This window comes from Microcystis sp. LE18-22.4A, assembly GCF_027531105.1.
In the GTDB taxonomy this organism is placed as follows: domain Bacteria; phylum Cyanobacteriota; class Cyanobacteriia; order Cyanobacteriales; family Microcystaceae; genus Microcystis; species Microcystis aeruginosa.
The window spans coordinates 1-12,509 of sequence record NZ_JAPZRB010000132.1; the positions used below are offsets into that span (position 1 = coordinate 1).

The 12,509-nt window shown below is 43.5% G+C and carries 16 protein-coding genes and 1 pseudogene; 7 read left to right on the plus strand and 10 right to left on the minus strand.

Annotated features, from left to right (window positions below; all coding sequences use genetic code 11):
- Nucleotides 1–263 precede the first annotated feature (263 nt).
- Nucleotides 264–2,651, minus strand: a complete 2,388-nt coding sequence (locus O9295_RS05740; RefSeq protein WP_288032290.1) for an ATP-dependent Clp protease ATP-binding subunit — start codon at nt 2,649–2,651, stop codon at nt 264–266.
- Nucleotides 2,652–2,850: 199 nt separating this feature from the next.
- On the minus strand, nt 2,851–3,186 hold the full coding sequence (locus tag O9295_RS05745; RefSeq protein WP_288032291.1) for a hypothetical protein: 336 nt from the start codon (nt 3,184–3,186) through the stop codon (nt 2,851–2,853).
- A gap of 171 nt (nt 3,187–3,357) precedes the next feature.
- Here O9295_RS05745 and O9295_RS05750 point away from each other — a divergent pair, with 171 nt between their 5' ends.
- Genes O9295_RS05750 through O9295_RS05760 form a run of 3 tightly spaced genes read left to right on the plus strand, consistent with a single transcriptional unit; the run spans nt 3,358 to nt 4,268 of the window.
- Entirely contained in the window at nt 3,358–3,642 is a 285-nt protein-coding gene (locus tag O9295_RS05750) for a hypothetical protein (protein WP_288032292.1), read from the plus strand.
- Nucleotides 3,643–3,671: 29 nt separating this feature from the next.
- Nucleotides 3,672–4,001 carry a DUF6883 domain-containing protein gene (locus tag O9295_RS05755; RefSeq protein ID WP_287657950.1) on the plus strand — a complete coding sequence of 110 codons (330 nt, stop codon included), beginning with the start codon at nt 3,672–3,674 and terminating at the stop codon, nt 3,999–4,001.
- Between the two features lie 6 nt (nt 4,002–4,007).
- Nucleotides 4,008–4,268 carry a DUF4926 domain-containing protein gene (locus O9295_RS05760; RefSeq protein ID WP_002794897.1) on the plus strand — a complete coding sequence of 87 codons (261 nt, stop codon included), beginning with the start codon at nt 4,008–4,010 and terminating at the stop codon, nt 4,266–4,268.
- A gap of 62 nt (nt 4,269–4,330) precedes the next feature.
- Here the strand turns inward: O9295_RS05760 and O9295_RS05765 are convergent, their stop codons facing one another.
- Together O9295_RS05765 and O9295_RS05770 are read right to left on the minus strand one after the other, a co-directional pair.
- A complete protein-coding gene (locus tag O9295_RS05765; RefSeq protein ID WP_228009492.1) occupies nt 4,331–4,540 on the minus strand; it encodes a BrnA antitoxin family protein in 210 nt (69 codons plus the stop codon).
- A complete protein-coding gene (locus tag O9295_RS05770; RefSeq protein WP_288032293.1) occupies nt 4,527–4,838 on the minus strand; it encodes a BrnT family toxin in 312 nt (103 codons plus the stop codon). Before O9295_RS05770 ends, O9295_RS05765 begins: the two co-directional genes overlap by 14 nt.
- Before the next feature lie 949 nt (nt 4,839–5,787).
- Here O9295_RS05770 and O9295_RS27725 point away from each other — a divergent pair.
- A pseudogene (locus O9295_RS27725) lies at nt 5,788–5,916 on the plus strand (PEP-CTERM sorting domain-containing protein); the annotation flags it as partial.
- Nucleotides 5,917–6,071: 155 nt separating this feature from the next.
- Here the strand turns inward: O9295_RS27725 and O9295_RS05780 are convergent.
- From O9295_RS05780 to O9295_RS05790, 3 genes are all read right to left on the minus strand, one after another.
- Nucleotides 6,072–6,260: a hypothetical protein gene (locus O9295_RS05780; RefSeq protein ID WP_288032295.1), complete on the minus strand. Its 189-nt coding sequence runs from the start codon at nt 6,258–6,260 to the stop codon at nt 6,072–6,074.
- A 72-nt stretch (nt 6,261–6,332) separates the two neighbouring features.
- The gene (locus O9295_RS05785; RefSeq protein WP_061430168.1) at nt 6,333–7,244 is read right to left on the minus strand and encodes a hypothetical protein; all 912 of its coding nucleotides are present in this window, start codon (nt 7,242–7,244) and stop codon (nt 6,333–6,335) included.
- Nucleotides 7,245–7,335: 91 nt separating this feature from the next.
- Complete coding sequence (locus tag O9295_RS05790; protein ID WP_288032296.1) at nt 7,336–8,289, minus strand: branched-chain amino acid ABC transporter permease; 954 nt, start codon at nt 8,287–8,289, stop codon at nt 7,336–7,338.
- A 206-nt stretch (nt 8,290–8,495) separates the two neighbouring features.
- Between O9295_RS05790 and O9295_RS05795 the strand changes: the two genes are divergently transcribed.
- Nucleotides 8,496–8,687, plus strand: coding sequence for a hypothetical protein (locus O9295_RS05795; protein WP_288032297.1), 192 nt, complete (start codon nt 8,496–8,498; stop codon nt 8,685–8,687).
- Between the two features lie 151 nt (nt 8,688–8,838).
- Nucleotides 8,839–9,411 (plus strand): manganese efflux pump MntP, encoded by a 573-nt coding sequence (locus O9295_RS05800; protein WP_002756990.1) that lies wholly within the window; start codon nt 8,839–8,841, stop codon nt 9,409–9,411.
- 17 nt (nt 9,412–9,428) lie between these two features.
- Here the strand turns inward: O9295_RS05800 and queC are convergent, their stop codons facing one another.
- Genes queC through O9295_RS05815 form a run of 3 tightly spaced genes read right to left on the minus strand, consistent with a single transcriptional unit; the run spans nt 9,429 to nt 10,803 of the window.
- A complete protein-coding gene (gene queC, locus O9295_RS05805) occupies nt 9,429–10,127 on the minus strand; it encodes a 7-cyano-7-deazaguanine synthase QueC (RefSeq protein WP_288032298.1) in 699 nt (232 codons plus the stop codon).
- Entirely contained in the window at nt 10,127–10,489 is a 363-nt protein-coding gene (locus O9295_RS05810) for an aspartyl protease (protein WP_147070668.1), read from the minus strand. The genes queC and O9295_RS05810 overlap by 1 nt, the downstream gene beginning before the upstream one ends.
- A complete protein-coding gene (locus tag O9295_RS05815) occupies nt 10,486–10,803 on the minus strand; it encodes a hypothetical protein (RefSeq protein WP_046661710.1) in 318 nt (105 codons plus the stop codon). Before O9295_RS05815 ends, O9295_RS05810 begins: the two co-directional genes overlap by 4 nt.
- A gap of 229 nt (nt 10,804–11,032) precedes the next feature.
- Between O9295_RS05815 and O9295_RS05820 the strand changes: the two genes are divergently transcribed.
- Nucleotides 11,033–12,478: an Ig-like domain-containing domain gene (locus tag O9295_RS05820; protein ID WP_288032299.1), complete on the plus strand. Its 1,446-nt coding sequence runs from the start codon at nt 11,033–11,035 to the stop codon at nt 12,476–12,478.
- Nucleotides 12,479–12,509: the final 31 nt, after the last annotated feature.

A 12,509-nucleotide genomic window follows, 5' to 3' on the forward strand; every position in this document is an offset into this window, starting at 1 on the left:
GGGGTCAATTACCTAATTTTCAGGGAAAAAGTCCCGGAATTTTCCCCCCGATCACTCCCATATCTGGTACTTTTTGATTTACAAAAACTCTAAAAGTCTTAACCAACAAGGGTTTTACCATTATTCAGCAAGCCCTAATTAAGCTTTTCAACATCGATAATGTACCTAGTGCGAACAGGAAACGCTATATAACCAGCTACTTAGATGATAAAAATCGGGGTTGAAACATTTTCAACCCCGAAAAAAAGCAATTTTTGAGCGGATTAACCCACTGGTTGTAACTGTAATTGCGAGAGAATATTGTTCTGCTCAGAGCGCTGATGACTAGAGACTGTCACCACAGCTTCAGCAGTTACATCTAATATCGCATGGTCTCCAGAATTGACTTTTCCCGATAACATCGCGACCGCTAAACTATCCTCTAAGCGTCGAGTTAAAGCACGACGTAAAGGCCGCGCACCGTAGCTAGGATCATAACCCTCATTGATGACCAAATCCTTAAAAGCGGCGGTAACTTCCACAGAAATGCCTTTTTCTGTCAATTGTTTGGCTAGATCCGCGATCAGAATATCGGCAATCTGGGTAACTTCTTCGCGAGTTAACTGTCGGAAAACGATAATTTCATCGAGACGGTTGAGAAATTCGGGACGGAAATATTGTTTTAACTCCTCTGTCACCCGATTAGAAATCTGTTGGTAACGGGATTGAGCAAAATCGTCAGCAATCTCGAATCCTAAACTCTTACCGCCTTTTTCGATGACTTTTGAGCCAATATTCGAGGTCATGATAATTAGGGTATTCTTAAAGTCCACCCGACGACCTTGGGAATCGGTCAAATGACCATCTTCTAACAGTTGCAGGAGAAGATTAAAAACATCGGGATGTGCTTTCTCGATTTCGTCAAACAAGACCACTCTATAGGGTTGACGACGCACTGCTTCCGTTAACTGACCGCCTTCATTGTAACCGATGTATCCGGGAGGCGCACCAATTAATTTAGAAACCGTGTGGGATTCCATAAATTCCGACATATCTAGGCGAATCATACTGGATTCCGAGCCAAAGAGCAACTTAGCTAAGGCTTTCGTTAATTCAGTTTTACCGACTCCCGTGGGACCGGCAAAAATAAACGAGGCAATCGGACGGTTAGGATTCTTTAAATTTACTCGCGCTCGACGAATAGCACGAGAAACGGCATTCACTGCCTCCTGTTGGCCAATAATCCGCTCGTGCAGTTGACATTCCAGATTTAAGAGCGATTCCGACTCAGTTTCAGTTAATTGGGTAACGGGAATACCTGTCCAAGCGGCGACAATTTGGGCGATTTCCTCCGCATCCACCACCGGAATTAAAGATTCGGGGTTGATTAGGGGTGATTCTTCCCTAACCTCCGCAGGACTTGTACTTTGCAGGGAATAGCGTAGATGGGTGCGGGATCCCGCTTCATCGAGAAGATCGATCGCTTTGTCCGGTAAAAAGCGATCATTGATATAGCGAGAGGATAGATTAACGGCAGCTTCGATCGCTTTTTGGTCGTATTTTACCTGATGGAAATCCTCGTAGGTGGCTTTTAAACCCCGTAAAATCTCGATCGCCTGCTCTTTAGTTGGTTCTCCCACCATAACTGGCTGAAAACGTCTTTCTAGAGCCGCATCTCGCTCAATATGCCGTTTATACTCATCGAGAGTTGTTGCCCCTAAACACTGTAACTCCCCGCGAGCTAAAGCAGGTTTAAGCAAGTTAGAAGCATCCATGGCTCCTCCCATGCTACCAGCACCCACAAGAGTGTGAATTTCATCAATAAACAGGATAATATTGCCCGATTTGCGAACTTCCTCCACAACACCCTTTAAACGTTCCTCAAAATCGCCGCGAAAACGGGTTCCCGCCAGTAAAGACCCCATATCGAGGGCAATTACCTGTTTATCCTGCAAAAGTTCGGGAATATCGCCATTATGGATGCGTTGTGCTAACCCTTCAGCGATCGCTGTTTTGCCCACCCCCGGCTCACCCAGTAAAATCGGGTTACTTTTGGTACGACGGCCTAAAATTTGGACAACTCGCTCGATTTCTGGCTCTCTACCGATTACAGGGTCAATTTTGCCATTTTTGACCTCTTGGTTTAAATTGCGACCATATTGGGCTAAAATCCCGCCTTGGGGAGCATTTTTCTGGTCTTCATAGTCACTCTTGGCCGTGAAGCGACCACTAGCGACTTTTTCCCCGGCATTTTTAATTAAAAGGCCGCGAAGTTTGATCAAATCAACACCCTGCATAATTAAAATTTTAGCGGCTAGGGATTCGGGATCGCTGGTGATAGCGAGTAATAGATGTTCAGGTGCGATCGCCTGTTCCCCTAATTGTCGAGCTTCCTGAAATGCTTGCTCGAACATCTTTTTCGCTTTCGGGGTAAAAGGGATATTAACGGGACTGTAACCGGTGCCGCGGCCGGTCATTCCTTCAATCAGGCGGCGACTTTCGTGCAGGGTAACTTTTAAATCCTTGAGAATCAAGGCTGCGGTGGCGGTGGCTTCTCCTATCAATCCTAAGAGCAAATGCTCCGTACCGACGACACTGTGACCGGTACGACGGGCTTCCTCTTGGGCGAACATCACCGCTTTGATAGCTTTCTGGTTAAAGTATTCAAACATGATCGACGGCTTCCTGGCTACTGGGCTTTACCTGTTACTGTAACGTTTTCTTTACATTAGCCGGAAGGGTGATATCCGTATCAGTAGGGTGGGTTAGGGGACAGGAGTGGGGAGTGGGAATTATGAATTATGAATGATTGCGGGGGGAGACCACTTCGTGCGCCTTGCGGGGGGAGATGATCGTAACGAATTTGCAGGTTCAGCCGGAAATATGGGGAAACTTGCCAATATTTCGCCAATCGAAGGGCGGTACTCCCAGTAATTTCTGGGCGACCGTTGACGATCTCGTTAATCCGATTGATGTACCATATAACTGAGAAGGTAAGGATTGAAAAGGCTGCCAGCCAAGTTTTTTCGAGCCGAAGGTGGGTCGGAGCCAGTCAAAGATTGGTGGAAAACTCTCAGCCGTGAAGATTGCCGGATTATTGGCAGCGATATCAAGGACGTAGAGTTTAGCTTTCCCATCGGCTGCCCCTGTGCCGTTCACTTTCCGGTTATCAAGACTTATGGGAGGTGCGGAGTAGGGGCAATTCATGAATTGCCCCTACGGGCAGACGCATCACGCGGGTCATCTTTTACATCAGCCGAGGGGAGATGATTCTGCCGCACGGCAACATCGGCGAAGTCCCAAAAACCCCAAAACGGGAAATCTAGTAGGGGCGAACGGCCGTTCGCCCCTACTAGCGCAAGAAGGAACAGGAAAAATATGACCGCTAACCCCCATACTGGCTCCGATTTCGATGCTTTTCTCAAAGAAGAAGGTCTTGAGGAGGACTGTAGTGCGGTGGCACTCAAACGGGTGCGGTTGCGGCAGTTGGCTGAGGAGATGAAACGGATCTCTCTGACCAAAACGGAGATGGCGGCGCGGATGCAGACCAGTCGAGCGCAACTTGACCACCTCCTCGACCCGGAAAAGACGGGCGTTTCTCTCGATACTATCCAACGGGCGGCTTCTGTGGTGGGCCGCCAATTGCGAATCGAGTTGCTCTGAGGGAAGTCAGAAAGTTCGGAGTGCCGCAGATGAAATTACCCAACGGGGAACTGGCAGAAATCTCGATGGAAAAACTGATTGGCTATTGCTTAAATCCAGAACATTCCAGAGGAAAAAATCAAGCCAGAGTCTTTCGCTCTCGTCTGGGAATAACTGCCGAGAACGCTGAGGTTTTGCGATCGCTCATCTCACAGGCTGCCCTGGAGGGGGAAGTTGTGCAACAAGCGGTCACGGAATTCGGCCAGCAGTTTAAAGTGGATTGGACGATACCAAAACGGGAAGGAACACAACTGCGAACTATCTGGGAAATCGGCTTAATTAATCCCAACCCTCGCCTAATTTCTGCCTTTATCAAGTGAAGTACCATGAAAGACATCAAACTCTTAGATACGGTTGCCATCCTCAACTCCGTCCCTCGGGAGCGATTGACTTTAGTTGAGCCAGATTATGAGGCTGTCCCCAGCTTGCCAAGCGGACAGGTGGGAACGGTGGTTGAGGTGTATGAAAAAGGTTCGCGCTATCAATATTTAGTGGAATTTTCTGACAGTCAGGGGCGGGAATATGCGATGGCTATTCTGCCAGGCGATGAGCTTCTGGTATTGCATTATGAACTGGAGGCGGCGTGAATTCTGCTTAAGGGAAAACGCTATGGCTCAAGTAAAAGTTTTCTATGAACCGGAAATCGCACTTAACAATTATGTTCTAGCATATATTTTTTTAGTACGGCATTAATTAAAGTCTGATATTTTTTGGGAAATTGCTGTTTATACCAAGCAACAACTGAGGGTTCAAGCTGCAGAGTTACAGGAACTTTTAGAGGAGAATTAACAGTAGCTTCTTGCCAAAATTCGGCATCAGTAGCAGGTACATCTGAATAATCTATATCAGAATCTTTCATCTGACCAAGGATATTTAATTGTTCCTCTCTCGACATACTCATAATAAATTCCCCTTTCCCCTGCATTAGCGCGTCTTGTAGATATAAGCCGTATTTTCTGTTCTCGTAGAGTGTACACTGCAACTAGGACAAATTCTCCTAAAAGTCCCAAAGCGATTAATCTTTCTTCGCCGTAGTCTCTGCGATTATCAGGTTTTGATATCCAGACTCCTGAAAAGATTTCCTTGGCAAAATTAAAGTCGATCCCGTGTTTTTCAATATTGATGTTGTTCTTTTGGTCATCCCACTCGAACTCCATCTTTTGACTCTAACTCCATAAACTAAGAAATTATACTGCGATCGCAAGCGATGTATAATACACCCTCCCAACTACCAAGATAACCTCTAAGTCTAGAAATCATGCCTACCGGGGAGATGCAAGACTTAACAACAGTTAATAAATAATTACCTAACAATGTTAGCGAAATTTTGAACCCTATTACCGAATCTGACACACCGCGCCACAATCCCTCACGGAAGGCGATAGGTCGCCTGAGAAGCAGTAAAACAGGGGAAAATACCTGAAACTCTTTCCCCTGTGAATCCCTAAGCTAGGGAGAAGAATATAAAGATTTATTAAATTGTAGCTTTTGATACAGTTGTGGGGGGGGGAGTGTGTATGCTTCTGCTATCTCCCTTTGGTGTTGGGTTGTAAGCAAGCACCACAAACCATCCCCCACTTGTTTGATACATAAAGTTTTTCTGGAGGAAATCTCATGAGTATATCTAACTTATTAGAGAAGTTAGCTCTGCTTGGAAGTGCTACGATAATTAGTACCATTGGTGTTCAGTTTAATGCTCAAGCTGACATTTTGGGTCAACGTATTTTTGAAGATACTCCCAGTTTTTTTCGTGCAGATGTTTTCTTAAATTCAACTGCCACCTTAGGTACATCGTTCGTTAAGGGAAAACATTGGGAATTTAAGGTAACTGAAGGGTATGGTGTAATTAATGTTCCTAAGGGTCAAGTAGACGGATATAATTTAACAATATCAGAAATTATTCATAAAATAGCACCTCATGGGGAACCTCGAAATCAGTGGACTGTACAATTGTCTTTTGTTCGTTCGCCTTCGTCTCAACTTTCATTCCTAGCAGTAGATCCTCATGAACCTACGTCCCACCTCGATTTAGGTGTCTTTAATTATGGACCGGATACACCAACTGAAGCTCCTGCAACAACACAATATGTCTTAAAAGCTACTTTGGTTCATGTCCCCGAACCCACCTCAACCATCGGCCTCCTCGCCCTCGGCACTCTAGGCGCAGCTTCTACCCTCAAGCGCAAACTAAAACCCTCCCAATCCATCAAAAAAGAAACCACAAAAGTAGGCTAAATTGCCCACTAAAAATACCATAAATGCCCCCTTGATTCAGTCAGTTGAGGGGGTATTTTTTACATAACTCTCTCAATTTCCATAATTTCAAGGAGGATGGTTTATCCTTTCATCCGATATCTGCTACAATAGAGATACAGGAAATAAAATTTTTATCAGTAGGGTGGAAGTGGCGGTAAAACTCCTAGGTTGGGTTGACGCAAGGAAACCCAACAACTTCCAGGAATATTTTCACAATCTTGGTTGGGTTTCGCCTTTTGATCCGATTGGTAATACCTGCTCAATAATGATAGCTCAATCCAACCCACGGCTAGAGCGTCTGAGGGAATGCTAGATTTGACCATGACAGTAACTCAGCAGACAAACTACCATCAGGATTTTGGCATGAAAATTCATGGCTTGAGCGGACTAAAACTTTAATCTTTTCTCAATCTTTCTAACAGTTCAGAGCGGGATAAATTCACTAAAGAAAGAAGTAACCCGGTGCGTTCTGAGATGGGAAGTTGGGCAATCTGTTCAACTAGACCAGACAATTCCGAATCTAGGGTTCCAAACCGCCCTTCCAGAAGACTAGCTATCAGCGAGAGTTGTCCCTCTAAAGTGCCTTCCTGTTTTCCTTCTATTTTCCAATCTTCTCGCTGTTTTAGATAGGCTGGTGATAGGTTCATGATGTCCTCCTGTTCCTCGCTACTTAAATTATCTCTCAATTCCAAATTCTTACGCCAGTTGGCTAGAATTTCTAACAAATTTTCTTTAAAAGAGTTATCTTCTGGCAATTGAACTAACTCTTCTACGGCTCTTTTTTGTGTTTCTCCTTTTCCTAAAACCCTCAACCATAAAGTGTCTTCACTCACTGGTAACTGGTGGATGGCAACGATTGCCACTTTGAGGAAGTCAGCTAAAAAGTAAACCCCTTTTAACCAATTCCTCTCATCGCTGTCAGCCCTGAATCCTTGAATCATTCTAGCTGAAAAGGTGGGGGTGAGAATCCATAAAACTGGCAATTCTGCGACCGTCAGAGTTTTGTTTGCCCGTTTCGCCTTTCTTAACAGGTCATTATGAACAGTATATAACTTTGATATACAACTGCGAATCTCTATTTCTGAGGGCGGGTTACGGAAAGGTTCAAACAAACAGGAAGTCGCCGCCATTTTTCCGAGTAAACCTAAAGGGAGTTCGGTCCTTGATGGTGAACTGGCCGGTTCAAACCAGACATCTATTTCTTGAACCTCACTTTTCACTTTCTTACTCTTTTTTATGGTTCCTAGAGGCGCTAACAGTTCCTCTAAATATTCCTTGGCAAATTGGTCGTGAATTTGGCGGGTCATTCTCGGAGATGACTGAGAATATAAAGGGGGATAAACTATCCTATTATATCATTAATTAAAAAGTAATTCAATCGACAACATTGATCCATGACTAGGAATCAAATTGACTAAGAGAGGAACGTCTTTTAAAAGGAATTAGTTTTTTGATTAATTCAGGTGTAATTAAGCCTTGCGGATAAAAAATTGTTCCCAAAACGATTAAAATTCCAAAAATAATCAAACGACCATCGCGCAAGAAATTCCCTAACCAAATTGGTAAACCATTCACGCCGCCGAGGGCGCGTAAAACTTCGGGCAAAGCAGTTAAAACAATGCCTCCCACCACCGGCCCGACAAAAGTTCTTGAACCACCAATTAAAACGAAAGCCAGGAAAATAATACTAGAATCAAAGGTTCCTTGACGGGAATTCCAAGTATTGAGAAAATGGGCGCTTACCGCTCCCACCACTGCCGCTAAAACTGCCCCGAAAGTGAAGGATAAAACCTTGTGATAGGTGGGATTAATTCCCATAGATGCAGCTGCCAATTCATCGGCACGAATGGCATTAAATGCCCGACCAATTTTGATGTTTTCTAACCGGTAGAGAAACAGCATAGTTAGGAATAAGAGGGGCAAAGCCAGCCAAAGGTAGGCTAATTGAGTAGTGAAGGGTTGGGGAATGGCGAAAATACCAACCGCACCGCCAGTTATATCGAGATTAAGGGCAATAATTCTCAAAATTTCTACCCAGGCGATTGTGGCAATAGCTAAATAAATCCCTCGCAAACGGAGAACAGGAATACCTAAAACTATGGCTAATATTCCTGCAATAATGCCAGCAATTAACATTTCTAAAAAGACCAAAGCCAGGGGATAATTGCTACCAGTATTAGTAAAAACTTTCGTGGAAAGAATGGCGGCCACATAACCGCCTAAAGCGTAAAAACCGGGGGTTGCTAAGGATAATTGACCGGCCATTAAGGGCAGATAAATTGAAATGCCTAATATGGCTCCAAATATCATTGAAACAATTAAAAAACCATAGGTGTTAAAAAAATCAGCCATATTTTCAGTGAGCGGTTATTGGGTATTGGGGGCTTAAGTTACTGGAGTCAATTAGCTAATTTTATCACCGTTTTCTCCCACCTCATTCTCCGGTAATTCTCGAAATTATCATAATTTTTTATGTGGCACTTTTCCTATATGGTAGCGTTCGCCACCTTAAAAGCAGACGGGATGATCGATGATGGGAAAAAGTATCTTCTTTAACTTTGTCCTGGAAAAAATTCGGGGGAATTTATAAAACAGCAGCATTGGTTCCTCGGACTCATAAGGCTGAATTTCCGCATCAAATCGCAGTAGCGGCTGAAAAAGTCCTAGAAGCTGAGTATATCATCAATTTTACCCCAGAAGCGATCCATCAAGTCCAGGCGATCGGTGAAGAACCAGTAATGTGGTTTTAAACCTTTTCAATTCGATCCTCTCACTAATCGAGCAGTTAATTTTTAGGTTAGAGAAATGATAGATAAATGAGAGGATCATGAGAGAAATATGAAAGTTTTCTGGGTAAAAATTAGTTAAGATAGGGGGAAATTAAAGGATAAACAACTATAGATGTTTACTTCACTCGAACTTTTAACCACTTCCTTTATTGCTGTGGGATTAGCCGCCGATGCCGTGGCCGTTTCTCTGACCAGTGGCCTGATGATTCGTCATATTCATGTTAATAAGGCTTTGAAAATTGCTTTGTTTTTTGGGGGATTTCAAGCGATTATGCCGATTATCGGTTGGGGTATTGGTCTAACTTGTCGCGATTTTCTTGCTTCTTTTGACCACTGGATCGCTTTTATTATTTTAGGAGCGATCGGCAGTAAAATGATCTACGAAGCTGTTCAAAATGATGACGAGGAAAAAAAATTTAATCCTCTAGATTCCTATACTTTAATCGGATTAGCGATCGCTACTAGCATCGATGCTTTAGTAGTTGGTTTGGGTTTATCGATGATTAAAACTCCCTTACTTTTAGCTTGCACTGTCATCGGTTCTATTACCTTTGCTTTATGTTTTATAGCTGTTTTTATCGGGCATAAATTCGGTAATTTATTTAGTCAAAAGGTGGAAATTCTCGGCGGTTTAGTTTTAATATTAATCGGCAGTAAAATCCTCATTGAACATTTAATTGCCTAGATTATCTCCATTTTTCACTATGCTCCCCCTTTTCCTGACTGTTTCAAGAGGGAAGTAGCTAATTCGGGATAACCAGCCTCAATTAAAGCCTGATCTCTGATGCGACAGGAATCGCATAAACCGCAGGGTTCAACTTCTCCTTGATAACAAGACCAAGTATCAGCAATGGGAACCCCCAAACTAACAGCACGACGGACGATATCTACCTTACTATCCATCACCAAAGGGGCAATTAATTGGGGTGCTTTCCCTTCTAAACCCGCTTTCGATGATAAATTAGCTAAAGTTTGAAAGGCCTCTAAATACTGGGGACGACAATCGGGATAACCAGAATAATCCACCGCGTTAATTCCTAAATATATCGCCTCCGCTTCCCTTGCTTCCGCTAAAGAAAGAGCGATCGAAATAAAAACTGTATTTCTCCCCGGCACATAGGTAATCGGGATAATATCTGGGTTAATTCCCTCTTGGGGAATAGCAATAGATTGATCCGTTAAAGCGGAACCTCCCCACAAAGATAGATTGACTTCGATCAGATGATGTTCTTTAATATTGAGGAAATTAGCAATTTTTTTCGCCGCCGCTAATTCCCGCTCGTGTCTTTGTCCATAACGAAAGGAAAGGGCGATTAATTGATAACCAGCCGCTAGAGCGATCGCTGCTGTTGTCGCTGAATCTAATCCCCCAGAAAGTAAAATAATCGCCTTTTTTGTCATTATCCTAATGTCACCTGTGTTTGTTGATAATTAGCTACTAAGATAAATTGTTTTAGCCACCGCGAACCTAACAAAATCTCCTGAATTGCCTCCCCTGCAAAGACGGGAATTTCGTATTCCTGACCATCAATTCTTACTCTGCCTAAATATATATCAAAAAATGCTTCTCCTTGGGCAGTGCGTAACTTATCTTGGTTTAAAAATTGCCATTCAAGACTGCGAGCATCTTGGTCATTCATAACACAAAACTCCGTGAAACCAGTATCTAGCATAGCTTCTACAGGTAACACCAGACCATTAGGGCTGACTAAATCGATATCAAAATAAATTTGACCATTTTCTCCAAATCTCCCTTCAATCATATTCTGCCACTAACTCCAGTTTCATTAATGCCAAAGATATGATGGATTTTGTCGGGATATTTTGCCCTTGCTTTTTTACTAGCCACTTCTTTGTCGGGATCGATAAAATAATCGCCGCTATCGGGTTCGATCGCAATGTACCAACCATAATAATGTTTCATTAACCGGGGCTGTAAACTCTGAAAAATCGGCCAACAACGATGATAAAATTCTAATTGTCGGGCGCGATGTTTGGCCTTTTCTTCCTCTGTAGATTGAATCTCCGGAAAAACTCGACCACGACGCACTACTCGTTCAGAATTGTTGTTAGACATAGTATTTAACCTCTTGTTAGTCAATTAGGGTTTGGGAATTATGAATCATGAATTGGGAAGTGGGGAGAATAAATAAAAAGTAATCTCCTGACTTGAAAGAGGGTGTAGGGTGTAGGGTGTAGGGTGTGGGGTGTGGGGTGTAGGGAAGGAAACCTCTTTCATCTCTGGGGGTGAAAATTTTTTCATCGAGACTGACTCCTGATAACTGACTCCTGATAACTGATAACTGATGAAAAGATTAGCTTGGTTCGATCGCTTAGTGTTAGCGAGTATTTTGGCTTTAATTGCCGCGATATCGTCGATTTTGATCCAGGGAAATCAAGTCCCGACCCGAGGGGAGAATTTTAGCTGGCAAGGGCGAAAAATCGGCGTTAGGGACAATTATTTTACTTTAAGTTTTAATCGACCGATTGACCGTTCCGATATAGAAACCAGCGTGGTGATCGATCCTCCCTTGCCGGGTAAAATTAGCTGGTCTGGCGATCGCTTGACCTATACCTTGACGGAATTGCCCATCTACGGCAAAAAATATCAAGTAAAGTTACCCATTGCTCAAGGTGAGGACTTGATCGGCGAATTTTACAGCCACGATCGAGCTTTTGCCTATATTGGAGTCAACCAAGAGGAAAGAGGCCGTTTAATCGTCTGTAATATCATTCAGGGGGCAAATAAGGTCACAGAACTGAAAAAAACCATCCTTACCCCTGGGGATCTGGTGGTCACGGATTTTCAAATCTATCCGAGGGGGGATAGAATTTTATTCTCGGCCTTCGATCGCTCTGACTTAGGACGAGATACCCCAAAACAGCAACTTTACACAATTACCACGGGTTTAAATCATGACGAAAATAGTCAAAATTTGCCTAGTGGTCGTATAGAAAGGTTTTTAGATGCGAAAACTTATCAAAATCTGCGCTTTGATCTCTCAGATAACGGCAAAACCCTAATCGTGCAGAGAATTAATCATGGGAATCCGGGGGATGCCAGTTTATGGGTAATCAGGGATGATGGACAATCGCGACCGTTAGGAATACAAGCGGATAATTTTTTACTATCTCCCGACGGTAAAAAAGCGGTTGTCAGTCAAACGGGAGGGGTAGCGGTGATTCCTTTGGATGTCCAAGGGGGAAAACCGCAATTTTTGCCCACCTACGAGAAAATACTCGCTTTTTCCCGGGATGGTCGCCAAAAACTAATGGTAAAATCAGAACCAGATAATCAGCGATCGCTATTTCTGCTCGACGATCAAGGAGAGTCAAGACTACTATTAAGAACAGCTAATCCGATTATTAGCTGTGAATTTGAACCGCGACAGGAAAAAACCCTTTACTGTCTGAAAAGCGATCTGGTTATGGGCAGCGATGGCAAGGTGAAAGAAGAACCATTTTTAGCGATTATTGAGCTAAAAACGGGTAAAATGATGCCCCTGCTGGCCTTACCTAATTATCGTGACGTGCAGATGAGTATGTCTCCCGATGGCGTGGCCTTATTATTTGATCAGTTAGCAACCACACCCTTTGGAGTCAGAAATGATTTAGTCACCGGGGAGGGGTCGAGCATTGCCGATGGTCGTCTCTGGTTATTACCACTTCCTGATCAGTTCAGTCCCAATAGCACCCCGAAAATTCCACCTCAAGAACTCAACGCCGGTTTTAAACCCCGTTGGCTGCCCTAAAATTATTGATCGGTAGCTATGTTATCAGGTT